Annotated in this window: 20 protein-coding genes; 3 read left to right on the top strand and 17 right to left on the bottom strand. The window is 68.5% G+C overall.

Translation table 11 applies throughout. The features are described 5' to 3' along the window. Positions 1–37 precede the first annotated feature (37 nt). Positions 38–553 (bottom strand): TIGR02444 family protein, encoded by a 516-nt coding sequence (locus tag ACGTN6_RS02890; protein WP_394589723.1) that lies wholly within the window; start codon positions 551–553, stop codon positions 38–40. A 50-nt stretch (positions 554–603) separates the two neighbouring features. On the opposite strand from ACGTN6_RS02890, the gene ACGTN6_RS02885 reads away from it, so the two are divergent. After that, the gene (locus tag ACGTN6_RS02885) at positions 604–2,547 is read left to right on the top strand and encodes an ABC-F family ATP-binding cassette domain-containing protein (RefSeq protein ID WP_394589722.1); all 1,944 of its coding nucleotides are present in this window, start codon (positions 604–606) and stop codon (positions 2,545–2,547) included. 7 nt (positions 2,548–2,554) lie between these two features. On the opposite strand, the gene ACGTN6_RS02880 is transcribed toward ACGTN6_RS02885, so the two are convergent. From ACGTN6_RS02880 to thiD, 5 genes are all read right to left on the bottom strand, one after another. Then, on the bottom strand, positions 2,555–3,949 hold the full coding sequence (locus tag ACGTN6_RS02880; RefSeq protein ID WP_394589721.1) for a uracil-xanthine permease family protein: 1,395 nt from the start codon (positions 3,947–3,949) through the stop codon (positions 2,555–2,557). A gap of 125 nt (positions 3,950–4,074) precedes the next feature. After that, positions 4,075–4,515: a D-aminoacyl-tRNA deacylase gene (dtd, locus tag ACGTN6_RS02875; protein ID WP_394589719.1), complete on the bottom strand. Its 441-nt coding sequence runs from the start codon at positions 4,513–4,515 to the stop codon at positions 4,075–4,077. A 64-nt stretch (positions 4,516–4,579) separates the two neighbouring features. Further along, positions 4,580–5,146: a chalcone isomerase family protein gene (locus tag ACGTN6_RS02870; RefSeq protein ID WP_394589718.1), complete on the bottom strand. Its 567-nt coding sequence runs from the start codon at positions 5,144–5,146 to the stop codon at positions 4,580–4,582. A 75-nt stretch (positions 5,147–5,221) separates the two neighbouring features. Then, positions 5,222–6,067 carry a universal stress protein gene (locus tag ACGTN6_RS02865; RefSeq protein WP_394589717.1) on the bottom strand — a complete coding sequence of 282 codons (846 nt, stop codon included), beginning with the start codon at positions 6,065–6,067 and terminating at the stop codon, positions 5,222–5,224. Positions 6,068–6,142: 75 nt separating this feature from the next. Beyond that, entirely contained in the window at positions 6,143–6,964 is an 822-nt protein-coding gene (gene thiD, locus ACGTN6_RS02860; protein WP_394589716.1) for a bifunctional hydroxymethylpyrimidine kinase/phosphomethylpyrimidine kinase, read from the bottom strand. 63 nt (positions 6,965–7,027) lie between these two features. Here thiD and ACGTN6_RS02855 point away from each other — a divergent pair, with 63 nt between their 5' ends. Further along, positions 7,028–7,459, top strand: coding sequence for a YqaA family protein (locus tag ACGTN6_RS02855; RefSeq protein ID WP_394589715.1), 432 nt, complete (start codon positions 7,028–7,030; stop codon positions 7,457–7,459). 70 nt (positions 7,460–7,529) lie between these two features. On the opposite strand, the gene ACGTN6_RS02850 is transcribed toward ACGTN6_RS02855, so the two are convergent. The 6 genes from ACGTN6_RS02850 to ACGTN6_RS02825 form a co-directional block, all read right to left on the bottom strand. Continuing rightward, entirely contained in the window at positions 7,530–8,627 is a 1,098-nt protein-coding gene (locus ACGTN6_RS02850) for a TRAP transporter substrate-binding protein (RefSeq protein WP_394589714.1), read from the bottom strand. A 148-nt stretch (positions 8,628–8,775) separates the two neighbouring features. Continuing rightward, complete coding sequence (locus ACGTN6_RS02845; protein ID WP_394589713.1) at positions 8,776–10,179, bottom strand: TRAP transporter large permease; 1,404 nt, start codon at positions 10,177–10,179, stop codon at positions 8,776–8,778. Next, positions 10,179–10,739, bottom strand: a complete 561-nt coding sequence (locus ACGTN6_RS02840; RefSeq protein WP_394589712.1) for a TRAP transporter small permease subunit — start codon at positions 10,737–10,739, stop codon at positions 10,179–10,181. Before ACGTN6_RS02840 ends, ACGTN6_RS02845 begins: the two co-directional genes overlap by 1 nt. 117 nt (positions 10,740–10,856) lie before the next feature. Further along, positions 10,857–11,663 carry an endonuclease/exonuclease/phosphatase family protein gene (locus tag ACGTN6_RS02835; protein WP_394589711.1) on the bottom strand — a complete coding sequence of 269 codons (807 nt, stop codon included), beginning with the start codon at positions 11,661–11,663 and terminating at the stop codon, positions 10,857–10,859. A 1-nt stretch (position 11,664) separates the two neighbouring features. Next, the gene (locus ACGTN6_RS02830) at positions 11,665–12,297 is read right to left on the bottom strand and encodes a thiol:disulfide interchange protein DsbA/DsbL (protein ID WP_394589710.1); all 633 of its coding nucleotides are present in this window, start codon (positions 12,295–12,297) and stop codon (positions 11,665–11,667) included. 145 nt (positions 12,298–12,442) lie between these two features. Continuing rightward, positions 12,443–13,063 carry a c-type cytochrome gene (locus ACGTN6_RS02825; RefSeq protein WP_394589709.1) on the bottom strand — a complete coding sequence of 207 codons (621 nt, stop codon included), beginning with the start codon at positions 13,061–13,063 and terminating at the stop codon, positions 12,443–12,445. Between the two features lie 188 nt (positions 13,064–13,251). Here ACGTN6_RS02825 and yihA point away from each other — a divergent pair, with 188 nt between their 5' ends. Continuing rightward, positions 13,252–13,866 (top strand): ribosome biogenesis GTP-binding protein YihA/YsxC, encoded by a 615-nt coding sequence (gene yihA, locus ACGTN6_RS02820; protein WP_394589883.1) that lies wholly within the window; start codon positions 13,252–13,254, stop codon positions 13,864–13,866. Positions 13,867–14,015: 149 nt separating this feature from the next. On the opposite strand, the gene ACGTN6_RS02815 is transcribed toward yihA, so the two are convergent. From ACGTN6_RS02815 to lysA, 5 genes are read right to left on the bottom strand one after another with little or no spacing between them, the layout of a single operon-like run. Continuing rightward, positions 14,016–14,777, bottom strand: coding sequence for an HAD family hydrolase (locus tag ACGTN6_RS02815; protein WP_394589708.1), 762 nt, complete (start codon positions 14,775–14,777; stop codon positions 14,016–14,018). Further along, positions 14,774–15,697 carry a tyrosine recombinase XerC gene (locus tag ACGTN6_RS02810; protein WP_394589707.1) on the bottom strand — a complete coding sequence of 308 codons (924 nt, stop codon included), beginning with the start codon at positions 15,695–15,697 and terminating at the stop codon, positions 14,774–14,776. Before ACGTN6_RS02810 ends, ACGTN6_RS02815 begins: the two co-directional genes overlap by 4 nt. Next, a complete protein-coding gene (locus tag ACGTN6_RS02805; protein WP_394589706.1) occupies positions 15,690–16,409 on the bottom strand; it encodes a DUF484 family protein in 720 nt (239 codons plus the stop codon). The genes ACGTN6_RS02810 and ACGTN6_RS02805 overlap by 8 nt, the downstream gene beginning before the upstream one ends. A 31-nt stretch (positions 16,410–16,440) precedes the next feature. Next, positions 16,441–17,274 (bottom strand): diaminopimelate epimerase, encoded by an 834-nt coding sequence (gene dapF, locus ACGTN6_RS02800; protein ID WP_394589705.1) that lies wholly within the window; start codon positions 17,272–17,274, stop codon positions 16,441–16,443. Next, entirely contained in the window at positions 17,274–18,554 is a 1,281-nt protein-coding gene (gene lysA / locus ACGTN6_RS02795) for a diaminopimelate decarboxylase (RefSeq protein ID WP_394589703.1), read from the bottom strand. The genes dapF and lysA overlap by 1 nt, the downstream gene beginning before the upstream one ends. Positions 18,555–18,589: the final 35 nt, after the last annotated feature.

The raw sequence follows: 18,589 nt of genomic DNA, 5'->3' as shown, positions 1-18,589 counted from the left end.
TTTGTTTTTACAGTGTTTATTCAGGCTAGCCGGCAGATTAGGAGGGGTCAAGCTGGGCTTTTAACCTTCTCAACGCCGACAGATGTGATTTTTTCTGTTGCCGTGTGCAAAAAGGCAGCACATTTTCTAGTGAGACTTCCCGGGAGGGCAGGCAGTGCACGGCGTTGCCGGCAAGACTGAGGGCTTCCAGCCGGACCAGGGCCTCGCGCTCGGCCGCAAGCTCGGCGTCCTTGAGCCGCTGGCGCAATGCGGCGACACTCTCGCGTTTGCCGGCTTCCGCCTTGAGGCGGCGGCGCAGCCGACGCAAGGGGACGGTGACCTCGTCCTGCCACTGCCTGATCGCCTCGGGAAAGTCGCCGGCGGCCAGGCCATGGCGAAACAGCCATAGCCGCCACAGCAGCTCGAGTACGTCGACGCCGGCGTCGTCCTGCAGGTGCAGGCAGGCGGCTTCCACGCCGGGGCGGCCATAGAAGGCCAGGGCGAAGTCCCAGAGCGGATCGGCCGCCAGCCGTGCCCGCAGAGTCGCCAGCAATTCGGTAGAATCGGACTTCATGATTCGGCTGTCGTCACGGCGGCGGCCCTATGCCTTCCTGTGGAGCCTTCATGATTGCACTGCGCCAAGTTTCCCTGCAACGCGGCACCCAAGCGCTGCTCGAGAACGCCGACCTGACCCTGCACGCTGGCCACAAGGCGGGCATCGTGGGTCCCAACGGGGCCGGCAAGTCGAGCCTGTTCGGCCTGCTGCGCGGCGAATTCGCCCCCGATCGCGGCGAGCTCGAGATGAGCGGCGGCCAGCGCATCGCCCACATGGCCCAGGAGGTCGAAGCGCTCGGACGCAGCATCCAGGACTACGTACTGGACGGCGACCGGTCCCTGCGCGAGGCCGAGGCGGCGCTCGAGGCGGCCCAGGCCGCCGGCGAGGCCCATCGCGAGGCGGAACTGCACGGCACTATCGAGGCCCTCGACGGCTACAGTGCCCCGGCCCGGGCCGCCCAGCTCCTGGTCGGGCTGGGCTTCGAGCAGGCCGACCTGTCCCGACCGCTGTCGGACTTCTCCGGCGGCTGGCGGATGCGCGTCAACCTGGCGCGCACCCTGTTCATGCCGTCGGACCTGCTGCTGCTCGACGAGCCCACCAACCACCTGGACCTCGATGCGCTGCTGTGGCTCGAGCAGTGGCTGACTCGCTACCCGGGCACCCTGCTGTTGATCTCCCACGACCGCGACTTCCTGGATGCCGTCTGCGATCACATCGTGCACTTCGATCGCCGCTCCCTGGTGCTGTATCGCGGGAACTATACGACCTTCGAGCGCACTCGCGCCGAGAAGCTGGCCCTGCAGCAGGCCGAGGCGGCCAAGCAGCAGGCGCGCAAGGAGGAGATCGAGCGCTTCGTGGCGCGCTTTCGCTACAAGGCCACCAAGGCTCGCCAGGCCCAGAGCCGGCTGAAGATGCTCGAGCGCATGGGCGAGATCGCCGTGGCCCACGTCGACTCGCCTTTCCACTTCACCCTGCCGTCCGCCGACCGCACCTCCCATCCGCTGCTGGTGCTGGACGAGGCGCGGCTCGGCTATCGCGGCGAGGAGGGCGAGGCCGTCCAGCTCGAGGGCGTCGACCTGACGCTTCAGCCGGGCCAGCGCATCGGCTTGCTGGGCCCCAACGGCGCCGGCAAGTCGACGCTGATCAAGTCGCTGACCGGCGAGCTGCCACTGCTCGGCGGGCGCCGGGTGCCCGGCGAGCACCTGGCCATCGGCTACTTCGCCCAGCACCAGTTGGAAGGGCTCGATCTCTCGGCCACGCCCTTCCTGCACGTCCAGCGGCTCTCGCCGCGGGCTGCCGACCTGGATATCCGCAAGTTCCTGGGGGGCTTCGGCTTCCACGGCGACGACGTCTTCGCCGAGGTGGGACGCTTCTCCGGCGGCGAGAAAGCGCGTCTGGCACTGTCCTTGGTGGCCTGGCAGAAGCCCAACCTGCTGCTGCTCGACGAACCCACCAACCACCTCGACCTGGAGATGCGCGAAGCGCTTACCGAGGCGCTGGCGAGCTTCGAGGGCACGGTGATCGTGGTCTCGCACGACCGCCACCTGCTGAGGGCCACCGTGGACGAGTTCTGGCGAGTCGCCGATCACCGCGTCACGCCCTTCGACGGCGACCTGGACGACTACCGGGCCTGGCTGCGCACGCGGCTCGAGCACGAGCGTCGCGAGGCGCGGGCCGACAAGGCCGAGCGCCAGGAGGCCGCCGAGACGCCCAAGGAGGATCGCAAGGCCGCGCGCCGGGCCGCCGCCGAGCTGCGCGACAAGCTGCGTCCGTTGAAGCGCGAGCGCGACGTCGCCGAGCGCGAGATGGACAAGGTGCAGGTGTCGCTCGCCAAGGTGGAGGCGGTACTGGCCGATGCCGAGCTCTACACCGACGAGGCGCGCAAGGACGAGCTTACCGCCCGGCTGGCCGATCAGGCCGAACTGGCGTCCCGGCTCGGCGAGCTGGAGCAGGAGTGGCTGGCCGCGGAGGAGGCCCTGGAGCGGCTGCAGGCCGAACTCCAGGACGGCTGATCGAGGATCAGGAAGAGGTGCGGGCTTCCCCCAGCGGCGCGGCGCCGTCGCTCTCCTCCTGCATCCTGGCGGCGATCGCCTCGCGTTCGCGACGCTCATCGGCGAGGCTCTTGCGGGGCAGAGCCAGGTTGAGGCCGACCGCGACCAGGGCGGCGACGACGATCGGCGAGCCGCCGATGATCAGGCGCACCAGCTCCGGAAAGCCGGCGATGGCCTCCGGCGCGGCGTAGAGCCCCAGGCTCAGGGCCAGCGCCAGGCTGGCGATGGTAATGTTGCGCGATGACAGCTCGTCGCGGGTCAGCAGCTGGATTCCGGTCATGGTGATCATGCCGAACACCGTGATGGTGGCGCCGCCGAGCACCGGGTAAGGGATAGTGGTCATCAGCGCGCCGACCTTGGGCATCAGCCCGGCCAGTAGCATGAAGCCTGCCGCCAGCGCCAGCACGGTGCGGCTGACCACCTTGGTCATCGCCACGATGCCCACGTTCTGGCTGTAGGAGGCGGTGGGCAAGGCCCCGAACAGCGAGCCCAGAGTGGTGCACAGGCCGTTGCCCAGCAGCCCGCCGGCGAGCTCCTTGCGCCCCAGCTCGCGGTCCAGGCCGCCCACGGTGGTGGCCGAGAGATCGCCGATGGTCTGCACCGAGTTGATCACGCAGATGATCACCAGCGAGACGATGGCGGCCGGGGGAAATTCCAGCTCGAAGGGCAGCAGCCGCGGCGGGCTGAACCAGGCCGCCTCGCGCACCGGCGCGAAGTCCACCATGCCCATCGCCAGCGCCAGGCCATAACCGACCAGGATGCCGCAGATGATCGCGGCGAGCTTCAGGAAGCCGCGCCCGAACTGGGACAGCACCAGCACCACGGCCAGGGTCACCATGGCCAGCAGCCACTGGCGCGGCTCGCCGTATCCCGGCTGGTCGATGCCGCCGCCCATGTAATTGACGCCGATGTCGTAGAGCGACAGGCCGATCACCAGCACCACGGTCCCGGCGACCACCGGCGGGAAGAAGTGGCGGATGCGCTGGATGCCCAGCCCCACCAGAATCATCGCCAGCCCGCCGATTACCTGGGCGCCGAGAATGCCCTCGATGCCGTACTGGGCGCCCACTGCGGACAGGGTCGGCACGTAGGCGAAGCCCACGCCGAAGATCGCCGGCAGACGCGCGCCGAAGCGATGCACGCCATACAGCTGGAGCAGCGTGGAGAGGCCTGAAGCGAGCAGCGATATCTGGATCAGTAGCAGGGTGTCGGCGAGGCTCGCTCCGACGGCGCCGGCGACGATGATCGGCACCGTCACCGTGCCCATGATCATGGCCAGGATGTGCTGGAGGGAGAGCGGCAGGGCCCGGGTCAGGGGCGGGCGCCCCTGGAACTCGAAGACCGAGGTGGTGTGGTTAGGCATAGGGGACAATCACCGCTTGTTTTTGTACACAACTTGAGGCGGGCATTGTCCACTATGCGCAAAATATTTCCAAATTCTGAGACTAAGACCAAAGGAGGGGGGCGTTGGCGCCCGGGCCGGCGGGGCTAACGGCTCTCCAGCAGGAAGGTTACCGGGCCGTCGTTGACCAGGGCTACCTGCATGTCGGCGCCGAACTCGCCGGTGGCGACCCGCGGCCAGGCGGCGCTGGCCCGCTCGACCAGGTAGGCGAAGAGTCGTTCGCCCTCGGCCGGCGGCGCGGCGCTGGAGAAGCTCGGGCGCAGGCCCTTGCGGGTATCGGCGGCCAGGGTGAACTGGGAGACCAGCAGCAGACCTCCTTCGGCCTGCTGAAGGTTGAGGTTCATCTTGCCTTGCGCATCGGAGAACACGCGATAGTGCAGCAGCTTGTGCAACAGCCGCTCGGCCTGCTGCTCGTCGTCCTCCTTTTCGACGCCGACCAGCGCCAGCAGGCCGTGGTCGATGGCGCCGGTCTCGCGGTCGTCGACCGTCACGCTGGCATGGCGAACGCGCTGGATCAGGGCTTTCATGGCACTTTCCCTCTCTTTCCGCCCTCGGCGGCTGGCAAAAGCCGGCAGCCTAGCACGCCCGGCTTCAGCGCCCCAGCAGGTCATCCCGGAAGTCCTCGCCCAGCGGCGCCTCACCGAGCCAGATGCCGAACAGGGCGTCGGCCAGCGCCGGCTCCGCTCCTTCGTAGAGCGGGTCGCCGTTGAGCGACAGGCGCAGGGTCTCGTCGTTCCAGGTCAACGCGTAGCGATCGCCCGGTGAAACGTCCCGGTAACGAGCGTTGAAGGCCGACAGCGCCGGCTCCAGTGCCTGGAACTCGGCCGCGCCGAGCTGCTCGCGCAGGGTGTCGCGGGTGACCTCGGCGAAGTCGTCGGCCTCTATGGCGTGGAAGTACTCGAGCTCCAGGCGCCGGGGGACGTTGGCCGACTGCGGCGCGGGCCGCGGATAGCCCCTGGCCTGGTAGTAGGCGCCGGCGTAGGCGTCCCAGATCATGTAGCGGAACAGCCCGTGGCCGATCAGTTGGAAGGGGCGTCCGTTGACCTCCTGGGTCGCGGCGAAGCGGGCCCCCTTGACCGAGACCTCGGCGACGGCGGGCGTGGCGCCGAGGGTCAAGGTCAGTAGCAGGGCGGCGAGGGGGAGATGTCGAGTCGGCATGGGCGGTCTCCTTGGCGGATGCACTTACCTATGCCGACATCGTCGTTATGTAAAGGTTCTGTATAGGGTGTGGCGCTACCAGGCTCGACACAGCATGATGTCGCAGTGTGGCTCGGCCAGCAGGCGCTCGGTGATCTGGCTCTGGCGGCCCAGCTGGCCGCGGCTGCCCAGCGCCAGCAGGTCGGGCGGCTGGCGGCGCAGGCGCGTCATCAGCACCTCCAGGGGGTCGCCCTGCTCGAGTTCGAGCTCCAGCTCGGGGACATCATCCAGCTCGCTCATCAGCTGCTCGGTCTCCTGCTCCAGGTGGCGGCGCAGCTTGGCCACCTCCTGGTCCCGCCAGCGGGCATAGTCGCTGTCGGAGCCCAGCTCGCGTTCGCCGGGGATGTTCCAGGCGTGCAGCAGGGTGAGCCGGCCCTCGGGGAAGCGTTTGAGGGTCTCGCGCAGGGTGTGGCGGCAGGTCAGCGAGAAATCCACCGGTACCAGGATGTCGTGCCAGGCCTGGGTGGCGGGATGGCTTACCGAGAGTACCGGGCAGGGCGCGCTGCGCAGCACCCGCGCCAGGGTAGTGCCGCCGACCAGGTCCGGTTGGCCGCGCTTGCGGTGAGCGCCGAGGACGATCATGTCGGCCTCGCGCTCGTGGGCCTCGCGAATGATCTCGGCATAGGGCGAACCGGCCACCGTCTGGATCAGGCTGGCCGGCTCCGACAGGGCGTAGTCCTCGCGGATATCGGTCAGGGTGGCGGCGATGTCCGCCACCACGGCCTCCTCCAGGTCGTGAAGGACCCGCCGAGGCAGGTAGGGGTCGAGCACGTGGACGATGTCGAGCCGGGCGCCAGTCTCGTTCGCCAGCCGAATGGCGCGGGCGAAGGCGGCGCGGTTCTCGGCGGAGAGGTCACAGGCGAACAGCAGGGTGCGGGACATGGCACAACCCTCGTACGGCCGGAAGATGACCGTTTCAGGATGGGCGCCCCCGGCTTCCCCTGCAAGCAGATCTCGCTACCACAAGGCGTGGAAGTGATGCACCGGACCGCGGCCGTGGCCCACTGCCAGCCGGTGGCTGGCGTCCAGGGCGGCGTGCAGCCAGCGCTTGGCCTCGCCGATGGCCTCGACGATGGCTGGGCCCGTGGCATCGGGGGGCAGGTGAGCGAGGTGGGCGGCGATGGCCGAAGACAGCGCGCAGCCGGTGCCGTGGAGGTTGTCGGTGGCGATGCGCGGCGCCGGCAGCCACTGGCTGCCCTCGGGGGTGGCCAGCAGGTCGGGGCAGGATTCGCCGCTCAGGTGGCCGCCCTTGAGCAGCACATAGGGGGCTTTCAGGGCCTGGAGGCCGGGCAGCATGGCCTCCATGGCGTCCGGGCTGCGCGGCGCCTCTGCCTCGAGCAGTACCGCCGCCTCGGGCAGGTTGGGCGTGATGACGTCGGCCAGCGGGACCAGGATGTCGCGCACCGCGGCGATGCCCGGGGCGTCGACCAGCACGTCGCCGCTCTTGGCCACCATCACCGGGTCGAGTACGATCCAGCGCGGTCGGCGCCGCTCGAGCGTCTCGGCCAGGGTCTCGGCGACCGCGCGGTCGGCGACCATGCCGATCTTCACCGCATCGATGCGCACGTCGTCGAGCAGGTTCTCGAGCTGCTCGCCGATCACCGCCGCCGGTACCGGGTGCACGGCCGCTACGCCGCGGGTGTTCTGGGCGATCACCGCGGTGATCACGTTGGTGGCGTAGGTGCCCAGCGCCGAGAGGGTCTTGAGATCGCCCTGCAAACCCGCGCCGCCCGAGGGGTCGGAGCCGGCGATGGTCAGGGTATGGGGGATGGGAGACATGATGTTGTCGTCTTGTGGCGTGAATCCGGCGACTAGCATACGCCAGGGGGGCGCTCGACGGCCATGCTGAGCCTCTTTATGATCGCCCTGGCCAGCGCCACCCTGCTGCCCGGTGGCTCGGAGGCCTGGTTGGCCCGACAGTGGTGCCAGGGTGGCGCGCCGCTGGCGCTGTGGGCGGTGGCCACCGCAGGCAACGTGCTGGGCAGCCTGGTTAATGTGGGGCTGGGGCGATATGCCCTGCACTACCGGGATCGGCGCTGGTTTCCGGTCTCGTCCACCGCGCTGGCGCGGGCGGAACGTTGGTATCGCCGTGGCGGCGAGGCCAGTCTACTGCTGGCCTGGACGCCGGTGATCGGCGACCCGCTCACCGTGCTGGCGGGAATCTTCCGGCTGCCTTGGTGGCGGGCTGCGCTGTGGATCCTGGTCGCCAAGGGCGGGCGCTATGCCGTGGTGCTGGCGATGGCCGAGGCCTGGCTGGCGTCCTACTGCGGCTAACCCGCCGCCCTTGACGCAAAAGGGCCGCCCGAAGGCGACCCTGTTCTTCCCTGCGATGGGGCCTGCTGGCTTACTCGGCGGAGGTGGTGTCGCCCTCCGGATTGCGGGCGTTGTAGTAGGCCTGCTCGGAGATGGCGTGGTAATTCACCACCTTCTCCTGGAAGGCGCTGTAGGACTCGTAGATCTTGCCTGCCATCTCGCTGGACTCGGCGAGTTCGGCGACCACGTCCGCGGAATGCTCCTTGGCCTGGGCCAGCACGTCGTCCGGCAGTCGGCGCAGCTCGACGTCATGCTCGTTGACCAGGGTCTCGAGGGCGTCGTTGTTACGCGCGGTGTATTCGTCCAGCACGTCCTGGTTCACGTCGCGGATCGCGGTGCGCAGGATCGCCTGGAGATCGTCCGGCAGCGAGGCCATGGCCTCGTCGTTGACGATGGCTTCGAACATCACCGTCGGCTCGTGCCAGCCGGGATAGTAGTAGTAGTCCGCGGCCTGATGCAGGCCGAAGGCCAGGTCGTTGTAGGGGCCGATCCACTCGGTGGCGTCGATGGCGCCGGATTGGAGGGAGGTGAAGATCTCGCCGCCCGGCATGTTGACGATAGCCACGCCCATGCGGCTCATGACCTCGCCGCCAAGCCCCGGCATGCGCATCTTGAGGCCGTCCAGGTCGTCGACGGAGGTGATCTCCTTGTTGTACCAGCCGCCCATCTGCACGCCTGAGGCACCGGCGGCCATGACGCCGACCCCGAAGTCGTCATAGAGCTCGTTCCACAGCTCCAGGCCGCCGCCGTAGTGTAGCCAGGCGTTCATCTCCTGGGCGTTCATGCCGAACGGCACGGCGGCGAAGAACTGGGCCGCCGGCGCCTTGCCTTTCCAGTAGTAGGAAGCGGAATGGCCCAGCTCGGCGGTGCCCTCGGCGACGGCGTCGAACACCTCGAAGCCGGGTACCAGCTGGCCGGCACCGAACACCTCGATGGTCAGCCGGCCGTCGGACATCTGCTCGACCAGCTCGGACAGGCGTTCCGGACCCTGGCCGACGCCGGGGAAGTTCTTCGGCCAGGAGGTGACCATCTTCCACTCGAAGGTGTCCTGAGCCTGGGCGGCGCCCGAGACCAGCATCAGGCCGGCGGCGGCGCCGGTGACGGCCATGGCGAGTGCTTTCGGTTGCATGCGTTTCCCTCTCTTGTGTGCCTTGTCGGGAGTGGCCCCGCGGGGCCGGGCGACCCGGGAGGACGCCCTGCCCTCCCGGTGGTTGCGGATTGCGAGTCACTATAGCCGCCCCGCCGTGAGCGGGGCGCGACTCCATTCCACGCTGTGCTTAGAACACGCTCGGCAGCCAGGTGGCGAGCTGTGGGAAGAACGACAGCGCGATCAGCATGGCCAACTGCAGGGCGATGAATGGCATCACCCCTCGATAGATGGCGGAGGTGGGCACCGACTCCGGGGCCACCCCGCGCAGGTAAAAGAGCGCGAAGCCGAACGGCGGCGTCAGGAAGGAGGTCTGCAGGTTGATGGCGATCATGATGCCCAGCCAGATCGGGTCGAGGCCCATGGCCAGCAGGATCGGGCCGACGATCGGCACCACCACGAAGGTGATCTCGATGAAGTCGAGGATGAAGCCGAGCAGGAAGATCACCAGCATCACGATCAGGGTCGCACCGACCACGCCGCCGGGCATGCTGTCGAACAGATGGGTGACCAGCTCCTCGCCGCCGTAGGCGCGGAACACCAGCGAGAACAGCGCCGCGCCGATCAGGATCAGGAATACCATGGTGGTGACGTCGACCGTGGAGCGCAGCACCTCCTTGAGAGTAGCGAGGTCCAGGCGGCGATAGCCCAGGGCCAGCATCAGGGCGCCGAAGGCGCCTACCGCCGAGGCCTCGGTGGGCGTGGCGAAGCCGCCGAGGATCGAACCCAGCACTACCACGATCAGTACGATCGGCGGCACCAGTCCCTTGAGCAGCAGCAGGCCCAGGCCGCCCTCATGGCCGAGCTCCTCCATCAGCTCGCGGCGATCCACGGCCGGGGCGGCGGACGGCTTTAGCCAGGCGGTCACGGCGACATAGATGATGTAGAACACCACCAGGATCAGGCCGGGCACCAGGGCGCCCATGAACAGGTCGCCGACCGAGACGGTCTTGGGACTGAAGATGCCCATCGACAGCTGCGCCTGCTGGTAGGCCGAGGACAGCACGTCGCCCAGCAGCACCAGGGCGATGGAGGGCGGGATGATCTGGCCCAGGGTGCCGGTGGCGCAGATGGTGCCGGTGGCCAGTGGCACGCTGTAGCCGCGCTTTAGCATGGTGGGCAGCGACATCAGGCCCATGGTCACCACGGTAGCGCCGACGATGCCGGTGGAGGCAGCCAGCAGCATGCCGACCAGGGTCACCGAGATGCCCAGGCCCCCGCGCAGCGAGCCGAACAGCAGCGCCATGGCCTCGAGCAGCGTCTCGGCCACCCGGGACTTCTCCAGCAATACGCCCATCAGCACGAACAGCGGCACCGCCAGCAGCGTCTGGTTGGTCATGATGCCGTAGAGACGGTTGGGGAAGGCGGCCAGGTAGCCGCCGTCGAAGTTGGCGTCGATGCCCAGTGACTCCAGGCCGAAGCCCAGACCGGCGAAGGCCAGCGCGGTGCCCGCCAGCGACAGGGCGACCGGATAGCCGAACATCAGGACGGTGCAGATCACGGCGAACAGCACCAGTGGCATGAACTCCAGCATCACAGGTGCTCCTCGTGGTGGTCGGGGGTGTCGGCGTCGGGGTCGAGGCGGCCGGTGATGATGAGTACCTTGCGCCAGGCTTCGACCAGCCCTTGCAGGATCATCAGGCCGGCGAACATCGGGATCAGCGTCTTGAGCAGGAAGACCGCAGGAATGCCGCCGGTGTCCGGTGAACCCTCGAGGATCGCCCAGGACTTGCCCACATAGCCCAGGCTGGACAGGATCACGAAGACCATGAACGGCAGCAGCAGGCAGAGCGTACCCAGCAGGTCGACCAGCGCCTGACGCTTCGCCGTCATGCCCCGATAGAAGATATCCACCCGCACGTGGCCGTCATGGCGCAGGGTGTAGCCGGCGGCGAGCATGAACACCGCGGCGTGCAGGTACATCACCGACTCTTGCATGGGAATGCTGTTGACGCTGAAGGCATAGCGCAGCACCACGATCAGGAACTGGATCAGCATCATCACCAGGACCAGCCAGGACAGGCAGCGACCTAGCCGTTCGGAGAAACGGTCGAGCCGGGCCAGCAGGCTCGGCAGCTCGTGGGATTGGGGCATGGGCGAACGCTCGGAGTTGCAGTGTCGTCTTGATGATAGCGCGGTGTGGTTACACGGCACTGACGACTATACGGCAATTCGCAAACGCCTGTTACAGCGCGGCGGTCGACATTGGTCTTACCCCTTGCCCAGCGAGGCCAGGCAGGGCTGGGGGAGGTGGATATCGATGGCCACTGGCAGGTGATCAGAGAACAAGTGGTCCAGCACCTCGACCCGATCGGCCTCCAGGGCGTTGGAGAGCAGGATGTGGTCCAGGGCGCGGCGGGGCTGCCAGGAGGGGTAGCTGAGCGGTGGGCGGACCGGATGCAGCGGCAGGGAGTCGCGGAACCGCGAATGGGCGTGGATCTGCTCCGGGGTGCAGTTGAGGTCGCCCATCACTACCACATGGCGCAAGGGCTGGATCAGTTCGCTGAGGTAGTCGAGCTGGCGCACGCGGCCACGATGGCTCAGCGCCAGATGGGCGACGAAGACGTGCAGGGCATCGGGACCGTCACCGAAGCGGGCGTGGATGGCGCCGCGGCCGGGCAGGGGGCCGGGTAGGCGGTGCTCCTCGACGCGGGCCGGGGCCAGCCGCGACAGCAGGCCATTGCTGTGCTGGGCGACTCGTCCCAGGTTGCGATTGAGCTGCTGGTAGTGGTGAGGAAAACCGGCCCGGCCGGCCAGGTACTCCACTTGATTGACGTGGCCGGAACGGAAGCTGCCACCATCCACTTCCTGGAGGCCGACGATATCGAAGCCCCGCAGTACCTCGCTGATGGCATCGAGGCGCTCGCTGCGCCGTGGGTGAGGCAGCAGGTGCTGCCAGCCCCGTGTCAGGTAGTGGTGATAGGCCGAGGTCTGGATGCCCACCTGGAGATTGAAGGTCAACAGCTTCAGGTGGCCCTTGCCCCGGAGTCGACCTCCATCCTCGGCCCGAACGCTCATGTCACTCCGACCGCTCGTCGCGGACCTTGTCCACCAGGGCGCCGGCGATCTTCGGCATGTTGTCGAGGCTCCCGGCGCTGCTCGGGGTCACCACATAGCGGCCGTCGACGATAAGCGCCGGCACGCCCATCAGCTGCATGTTGCGCATGCGGGCATGGGCCTGGTTGACCTGGGACTTGACGCCAAAGGAGCCGAGAGCGTCCAGAGCCTCCTGCTCGCTGACCCCGTACTCGCTGAAGAAGGCCGCGATGTCCTTGTCCTCTGTCAGCTGGGCACCCTGTTCGTGGATGGCGTCGAAGAAGTCGGCGTGGAGGTCCTGCTGGATGCCCAGCTCTCGGGCGGCGTAGAAGGCCGTGGCGTGGCGGTTCCAGGCCCCGCCCATGGTCGCCGGCATGCGCTGGAAGACGACGTCCTCGGGAAGCTCGGCGACCCAGGCGTTGAGGGTATCTTCCATGGCATAGCAGTGTGGGCAGCCGTACCAGAAGGCCTCGGTGACCTCGATCTTGCCGTCGGCGACCTGGGTCTTTACCGGCTCGTCGAGCACGCTGTAGTGCTGACCGGCGACCAGATCGGCGGCGGAGGCGAGGGTGGACAGGCCGAGGCCGGCCACGGCGACCAACAGTGACTTGAACATGCGGGGAGTCTCTCCTTGAGTGGGATATGATCCGGAAACCGTCGTTCGGGGAACGGCGTTCGCGGCCTTGGAGTCGTCGGCAGGCCGCTGGGTTCCCGAAGACAGCGAGGGCGGCACGCGGCCGCCCTCGTCCATTGTCCTGGTGTCAGTGCAGGCCGTGGACGTAGTTGGCCACGGCGTTCATGTCGCGGTCGCCCATCTTGGCAGCGATATCACGCATGATGGCATTGGGGTCGTTGGCTCGCTCGCCGGCGGCGAAGGCCTGCAGAGTCGTGACCACATAGTCACGCTGCAGTCCCGACAGTGCCGGGTAGGCGGCACTGCCGATGCCGCTGCCGGTCGGCGAGTGGCAAGCGGCGCAGGCAGGCAGGCCGCTCTCCAGGTCGCCGGCGCGATACAGCTCGCGACCTTGCTCGACGAGTTCGGGGTCGGGATCTGCCTGGCCCAGGGCCGGCTCCATGTCGGCGAAGTAGGCGGCCACGTCCCAGGCATCCTGGTCGGAGAAGTCATCCACCTGGCCGGCCATCTGCGGCACGCTGCGGCGGCCATCACGGATGTCCATGATCTGCTTGGCCAAGTAGGAGGCCTGCTGGCCGGCCAGGTTGGGGAAGGCGGGGGAGATGCCGATGCCGTTCTGGCCGTGGCAGGCGGCGCAGACTCGGGCCTTGTCGCGCCCGGCGGCGGCGTCCGCGTCTGCCAGGGAGGCGGCGTGGGCGGCGCCGGTAGCGCCCAGGAGGATGACCAGGCTTGCCAGTAGCTGTCTCATTGCGAATCCACAGTGCCGGTTGTTATTGAGCGGTCGGGTTCGCCGGCCGATGCCGGTCGCTGGCGGCGCACGCACGGTGGTATACTGCCGGCCCGGCCGCAGACCGAATCGACTGCAGTATATAAAGGAACACCGGTGCCGTGGAAATGCAACCCGCGGCGACCTTGATCGACGTCAGGAACCCCGCCATGTCGCGCCTCAACTACCAGGCCGCCCGCTTTCTCACCAGTGCTCCCACCCTGGCGAAGTGCCCGGCCGACGCCGGGGCCGAGGTCGCCTTTGCCGGCCGCTCCAATGCCGGAAAATCCAGCGCTATCAATGCCCTGACGCGCCAGAAGGCGCTGGCTCGCACCTCCAAGACACCGGGGCGGACGCAGCTGATCAATTTCTTCTCGCTGGACGAGGGCGACGAGCATCGCCTGGTGGATCTGCCGGGCTACGGCTATGCCAAGGTCCCCGAGCAGGTCAAGCGCGAGTGGCAGCATCATCTGGCCGACTATCTGCGGCGGCGCGCCTCGCTGCGCGGCTTGGTGCTGTTGATGGATGTGCGTCATCCACTCACCGAGTTCGACCAGACCCTGCTCGGCTGGGCCGACGAGGCGGACATGCCGGTGCAGATCCTGCTGACCAAGGCCGACAAGCTGAAGCGCGGGGCCGCGAAGAGCGCCCAGCAGCAGGTGCGTTCGCGGCTGCGCGAGTGGGAGGACCTGGTGACCGTACAGCTGTTCTCGGCGCTCAAGAAGGAAGGCATCGAGGAGGTGCATCAGCGCCTCGATGACTGGCTTCTCGCCGAATCCCGGTAAAAACGGACTGCGCTTGGCCAGGCGGCGGCGTTAACCGCTGCCTTGGAATGCTCATTTACTGCTCGTCAACTCCGCTTCTGCGGCGTCGGTTGCCTAGCCTGGCCGTCGCTCGCCGCGTTTTTCCTCGGGGTGCCCGGTTCCCACGCGGATCACTCCCGCCCCAGCTTCTCCAGCAGTGCCGGCAGCTCGCGGATATGCGAGAGCCGGTGCACGCCGGCCGGCATTGCCTCGCCGTGGGGCGTGTCGCCGGCGATCCAGGCCGCCTGCATGCCCAGCCGCACCGCCGGGAGGATGTCCTCCTGCCAGGAATCGCCGATATGCATCGCCCGCTCGGGAGTGGCGCCGAGCTTGGCCAGCGCCATTAGGAAGCTGCGCGGGTCCGGCTTGGGGGCATGCATCTCGCCGGCGGCGATCGAGACCTCGAAGTGGCGCGACAGCGGCAGCCGATGGAAGGCCAGGTTGCCGTTGGTGATCGAGGCCAGCCGGTAGTGCCGGCCCAGCTCGGCGAGCATCGGCTCCACCTCCGGATAGGGGGAAACGCGAAGGCGCAGGGCATGGAAGCGTTCCATGGCCGCCAGCGCCCACAGCCACGAGGCCGCACGCGGCAGGCCGAACTCCTCCAGCAGCGCGTACAGGGCCTGTTCGCGAATCCAGGTGAAATCGCCGCGGCGCAGCGGATGGCGCTCGGCTAGCTCGCGCCGGCGGCGCTGATAAGCCTCGATCGGCAGGCGCTCGGCGAAGCGTCCCAGCTCGCTCTCGTCGCGGGCGGCCAGCCATTCGGCGATCCGCTCGTCGAGCCAGTCGTAGTGTCCCTCTTCGGTGAGGGCCATCACTCCGTGGTTGTCCCACAGGGTATCGTCGAGGTCGAAGGTCAGCGCCTGGAGGGGGTGTCGGGAAGAGGGTCGTGTCATGAGGAAGTGTCGCTGTCGTCGGGCCGGCGGCGGCGTGCCCGGGGATGGGCGGCGTCGTAGCCGGCGGCCAGGTGCTGCCAGTCCAGCCGGGTATAGATCTGGGTGGTCGAGAGATGCGCATGGCCGAGCAGTTCCTGGACGGCGCGCAGGTCCTGGCTGGACTCGAGCAGGTGACTGGCGAAGGAGTGGCGCAGCCGGTGCGGATGCAGGTGCTCGTCCAGGCCGCGCGCCCGGGCTTGCTTGACCAGTCGCTGTTGAATCGCCCGGTGCCCGAGACGTCCGCCGCGGGCGCCAACGAACAGCGCCGTCTCGCCGTCGCTTGCCAGGGCGCCGCGCACGCCGAGCCAGGCGTCCAGAGCCTGGCTGGCCCGCCGCCCTACCGGCATCTGGCGAGGCTTGGCGCCCTTGCCGAGCACCCGTACCCGTTGGGCCTGAAGATCGCTCAGGTCCAGCGCCGCCAGCTCGGCGAGGCGCAGCCCGCTGGAATAGAACAGTTCCAGCATGGCCTGGTCGCGCACCGACAGTGGCGAGCCGTCGTGGGGGGTATCGAGGAAACGCGCCAGGGCATCCACGTCCACCGGCCGTGGCAGGTCCTTCGGCGCCTTAGGCGTGCGGACTAGGTCTGCCGGGTTGTGCGCCAATCGCCCATCGCGGCGCAGCCGCTCGGCGAAGCGGGCGATCGCCGCCCGCCGCCGAGCCAGGCTGCGCGGTGCCAGCCCGCGGGCCCGCTCGCCGCCCAGGAAACGGCGCAGCAGGGCGACGTTGAGTGCGCCGCCGTCATCTATCCCCTGGGCGTCGAGGAACTCGAACAGCGCCGCCAGGTCGCGCCGGTAGGCGTCGATCGTGGCCGGGCTGGCGGTCTGGGCAAGCTCGGCGAGGAAGGCCTCGACCTGGCGCATCAGGGGCGTGGTGTCAGCCATGACGCGGCGGGGCCAGGCACACCAGCAGCCGGGCCACCACGTCGCCGACGTACTCGGTGAACAGGGTGTCCATGCTGGCGCGGAAGTGGTCGGGGTCGGGGCTGGCCAGCACCAGATAGCCCAGCGGCTCGCCCAGCGTCAGGCGTGCCAGGGCGCAGGAGCCGGCCTTGTCGGGAGGCGGTGCGTGGGGCAGCAGTCGCTTCCAGTCGGTGGGCGTGAGTCGCGCACAGCGGCTGACCCGTCCATCGAGCAGCGCGCCCAGTCGTTGGGCGGTGTGATCGTCGAGCACGTGGCGGGGCGCCTGGGGCGGCCGTGGCTCGTTGTCGGTCAGCGTGGCCGGACACCACAGCGCCAGCGCCGGGGTCTGGAAGCGCTCGCTGAACTGGGTCGCCAGCGCCTGTCCCAGGGCATCGCCGTCCTCGGCCTCGAGCAGCGCCAGCACCAGCTCGCGGGTGCGCCGGTACTGGGCCTCGTTGTGGCGGGCCGACTCGAGCAGCTGCTCGAGCCGCCATTCGGCCTGCTCGGCGCGGCTGCGCAGATCGGCGACCAGGCGCTCCAGCAGCGAAGTGGCGCCCCGGGCCTCGGGGTGCGGCACCCGGAGCTGCTGCAACAGGCCCTCGCGGCCGACGAAGAAGTCCGGGTGGCGGGCCAGCCACTGGGCGACGACGTCGGGATCCAGGGTCTTGCGCGGCTCGGGGGCGGCATGGCTCATGGGCATGTTCTCCTCTGCGTTGGGCGCGCGATTATTTTAGCGGCACGCGTCCCTCGAAGACCCGCGCGGCGGGTCCGGTCATGGTCAGATGGGCTTCGCCGCCGGGCCAGGCGACTTCCAGGTCTCCGCCAGGTAGATGCACCGTGACCGGGCTCTCGAGCCAGCCCAGGCGGATGCCGGTGGCCACCGCGGCGCAGGCGCCGGTGCCGCAGGCCAGGGTCTCACCGCTGCCCCGTTCAAAGACGCGCAGGCGAATTTCATGAGGCGACACCACCTGCATGAAGCCGGCGTTGACTCGGCGGGGAAAGCGCGGATGGTGTTCGATGGCGGGGCCGAGGGTCGCCACCGGGGCGCTGTCGGCGTCGTCGACTCGCAGCACCGCATGGGGATTGCCCATCGACACCACGCCAACCTCGAGCGATTGGCCCTCGACCTCGAGTCCATGCAGCAGGCGGTCCTCGTCGGCCTCGAAGGGCAGGGCGTCGGGGGCGAAGCGCGGCCGCCCCATGTCGACGCGGACCCGCTCGTCATCCTCGACCACCAGGGTCAGGGGGCCGCCGGCGGTCTCGACGTGGATCTCGCGCTTGTGGGTCAGGCGCTGGTCGCGCACGAAGCGGGCGAAGCAGCGGGCACCGTTGCCGCAGTTCTCCACCTCGCTGCCGTCGGCGTTATAGATTCGGTAGCGGAAATCCATATCCGGGTCGCGAGGCGGCTCCACCACCAGCAGCTGGTCGAAGCCGATGCCGAAGCGCCGGTCGGCCAGCTCGCGGATCTGCTTGTCGCACAGCCGCGCACGCTGGGTGATCAGGTCGACCACCATGAAGTCGTTGCCCAGGCCGTGCATCTTGGTGAAGTGCAACAGCATCAGGGCGTCTCCGCGCTGTCGTCGGGCAGCGTCGCCTCGCCGGCCCACAGATCCTCGAGCCGCTCGCGACGACGCACCAGGTGGGTGCGGTCGCCGTCCACCATCACCTCGGCCGGGCGTGGGCGGCTGTTGTAGTTGGAGGCCATGACGAAACCGTAGGCGCCGGCGGAACGCACCGCCAGCAGGTCGCCGGCGGCGATGGCAAGTTCGCGATCCTTGCCCAGAAAGTCGCCGGTCTCGCAGACCGGCCCGACCACGTCATAGATGCCGGTCTCGCGCTGCGCCGTGGTGTCGACCGCCAGGATCGCCTGCCAGGCCTGATACAGCGAGGGCCGGATCAGGTCGTTCATGGCGGCGTCGACGATGGCGAAGTTCTTCGTCTCGCCTGGCTTGAGGAACTCGACGCGGGTCAGCAGTACGCCGGCATTGGCGGCGATGGAGCGGCCCGGCTCGAACAGCAGGGTCAGCCGCTCGCTGCCCGGCCAGCGCGACAGCCGCTCGAGCAGCGCGGTGGCGTAGTCGAAGGGCTGCGGCGGGCGCTCGTCGCGGTAGGTCACGCCGAGGCCGCCGCCCAGGTCGAGGTGTTCGATCTCGATGCCGTCTTCGCGGAGTCGCTCGAGCAGCACCAGCAGCCGGTCCAGGGCGTCGAGGAAGGGGGCGGTATCGGTGAGCTGGGAGCCGATATGGCAATCCAGCCCCACGACACGGATGTGCTCCAGACTCGCGGCCTGGCGATACACCTCGTGGGCCTCGTCCACCGGGATGCCGAACTTGTTGTCCTTGAGCCCGGTGGAGATGTAGGGATGGGTGCCGGCGTCGACGTCGGGATTGACCCGCAGCGAGACCGGGGCGACATTGCCCATGCCTCGGGCCACCGCGGCGAGGCGCTCGAGTTCGGCCCGCGACTCGACGTTGAAGCACTTGATGCCTATCGACAGCGCCCGCTCGAGCTCGTTCTCCTCCTTGGCCACGCCGGAGAACACCACTTTGGCCGGGTCGCCGCCGGCCACCAGCACCCGCTCCAGCTCGCCCACCGAGACGATGTCGAAGCCGGCGCCAAGCCGTGCCAGCAGGTTGAGCACCGCCAGGTTGGAGTTGGCCTTCACCGCGTAGCAGATCAGGTGCGGATGGCTGCCCAGGGCCTCGGTGTAGGCCCGGAAGTGGCGCGCCAGGGTGGCCTTGGAATAGACGTAGCAGGGGGTGCCGAACTCCTCGGCCAGGCGCGGCAGCGGCACGTTTTCCGCGTGAAGCACGCCGTCGCGATAGTCGAAATGGTCCATCTCAGTCGTCCTCGTCGGCGCTGCGGGTGTCGTCG

The sequence above is a fragment of the Halomonas sp. B23F22_20 genome (assembly GCF_043496985.1).
In the GTDB taxonomy this organism is placed as follows: domain Bacteria; phylum Pseudomonadota; class Gammaproteobacteria; order Pseudomonadales; family Halomonadaceae; genus Halomonas.
The sequence above is the reverse complement of the archived record's forward strand: the minus strand, read 5'-3'. Positions and strand labels throughout refer to the sequence as shown.

Excerpts from the sequence above, each read along its gene's own strand:
- ACGTN6_RS02890 (WP_394589723.1), bottom strand. The coding sequence starts at position 553 with ATGAAGTCCGATTCTACCGAATTGCTGGCGACTCTGCGGGCACGGCTG.
- ACGTN6_RS02885 (WP_394589722.1), top strand. The coding sequence starts at position 604 with ATGATTGCACTGCGCCAAGTTTCCCTGCAACGCGGCACCCAAGCGCTG.
- ACGTN6_RS02880 (WP_394589721.1), bottom strand. The coding sequence starts at position 3,949 with ATGCCTAACCACACCACCTCGGTCTTCGAGTTCCAGGGGCGCCCGCCC.
- dtd (WP_394589719.1), bottom strand. The coding sequence starts at position 4,515 with ATGAAAGCCCTGATCCAGCGCGTTCGCCATGCCAGCGTGACGGTCGAC.
- ACGTN6_RS02870 (WP_394589718.1), bottom strand. The coding sequence starts at position 5,146 with ATGCCGACTCGACATCTCCCCCTCGCCGCCCTGCTACTGACCTTGACC.
- ACGTN6_RS02865 (WP_394589717.1), bottom strand. The coding sequence starts at position 6,067 with ATGTCCCGCACCCTGCTGTTCGCCTGTGACCTCTCCGCCGAGAACCGC.
- thiD (WP_394589716.1), bottom strand. The coding sequence starts at position 6,964 with ATGTCTCCCATCCCCCATACCCTGACCATCGCCGGCTCCGACCCCTCG.
- ACGTN6_RS02855 (WP_394589715.1), top strand. The coding sequence starts at position 7,028 with ATGCTGAGCCTCTTTATGATCGCCCTGGCCAGCGCCACCCTGCTGCCC.
- ACGTN6_RS02850 (WP_394589714.1), bottom strand. The coding sequence starts at position 8,627 with ATGCAACCGAAAGCACTCGCCATGGCCGTCACCGGCGCCGCCGCCGGC.
- ACGTN6_RS02845 (WP_394589713.1), bottom strand. The coding sequence starts at position 10,179 with ATGCTGGAGTTCATGCCACTGGTGCTGTTCGCCGTGATCTGCACCGTC.
- ACGTN6_RS02840 (WP_394589712.1), bottom strand. The coding sequence starts at position 10,739 with ATGCCCCAATCCCACGAGCTGCCGAGCCTGCTGGCCCGGCTCGACCGT.
- ACGTN6_RS02835 (WP_394589711.1), bottom strand. The coding sequence starts at position 11,663 with ATGAGCGTTCGGGCCGAGGATGGAGGTCGACTCCGGGGCAAGGGCCAC.
- ACGTN6_RS02830 (WP_394589710.1), bottom strand. The coding sequence starts at position 12,297 with ATGTTCAAGTCACTGTTGGTCGCCGTGGCCGGCCTCGGCCTGTCCACC.
- ACGTN6_RS02825 (WP_394589709.1), bottom strand. The coding sequence starts at position 13,063 with ATGAGACAGCTACTGGCAAGCCTGGTCATCCTCCTGGGCGCTACCGGC.
- yihA (WP_394589883.1), top strand. The coding sequence starts at position 13,252 with ATGTCGCGCCTCAACTACCAGGCCGCCCGCTTTCTCACCAGTGCTCCC.
- ACGTN6_RS02815 (WP_394589708.1), bottom strand. The coding sequence starts at position 14,777 with ATGACACGACCCTCTTCCCGACACCCCCTCCAGGCGCTGACCTTCGAC.
- ACGTN6_RS02810 (WP_394589707.1), bottom strand. The coding sequence starts at position 15,697 with ATGGCTGACACCACGCCCCTGATGCGCCAGGTCGAGGCCTTCCTCGCC.
- ACGTN6_RS02805 (WP_394589706.1), bottom strand. The coding sequence starts at position 16,409 with ATGAGCCATGCCGCCCCCGAGCCGCGCAAGACCCTGGATCCCGACGTC.
- dapF (WP_394589705.1), bottom strand. The coding sequence starts at position 17,274 with ATGCTGTTGCACTTCACCAAGATGCACGGCCTGGGCAACGACTTCATG.
- lysA (WP_394589703.1), bottom strand. The coding sequence starts at position 18,554 with ATGGACCATTTCGACTATCGCGACGGCGTGCTTCACGCGGAAAACGTG.